This window comes from Bradyrhizobium sp. NBAIM08 (genome assembly GCF_020193935.1).
In the GTDB taxonomy this organism is placed as follows: Bacteria; Pseudomonadota; Alphaproteobacteria; order Rhizobiales; family Xanthobacteraceae; genus Bradyrhizobium; species Bradyrhizobium yuanmingense.
This window is the reverse complement of sequence record NZ_JADYVR010000273.1, coordinates 1-457: the sequence shown is the minus strand read 5'-3', so window position 1 is coordinate 457 and position 457 is coordinate 1. Positions and strand designations below refer to the sequence as shown.

At 62.6% G+C, this 457-nt stretch carries 1 protein-coding gene; it reads left to right on the top strand.

All coding sequences use genetic code 11. The features are described 5' to 3' along the window. Nucleotides 1-178: 178 nt before the first annotated feature. Nucleotides 179-457 (top strand): type II secretion system protein (locus I6F37_RS39455; protein WP_225154296.1); only part of this gene is annotated, 279 nt, incomplete at its 3' end.

Genomic DNA, 457 nt, shown 5'->3' with positions numbered 1-457 from the left:
CTCGACCGGCGAAGCATTGGCCGAGCCTGGCGAATTTATCGCCTTGAACCCGCGGGGCAAATCTTTTGAGAACGGCGAAACCCTCGAGTTCCAAGCGCTCTGGGCAAGTTCGCCTTACCGGAACATGGTTTGCCTGGCCCTACTCGCCCTCCCGTTACGCATCCAAGGGACATGGACAATGAGACCCCCCCGCGGCTTCACGTTGATCGAACTCTTGGTCGTCATCGCCATCATCGCGGTGCTGATCGCCCTGCTGCTGCCCGCGGTCCAGTCGGCCCGTGAAGCGGCCCGCCGGATCCAGTGCACCAACAACCTCAAGCAATTGGGGCTCGCCCTTCACAATTACGAGGGGACCATAAGCGTCCTGCCGCCGGCCCTGGCCATCCGGAAGGTCGGCACCGGATTCGTCACCAACGCCTTCGGGATCAACCCGCGGATTCTCCCGTTCGCCGAGCAG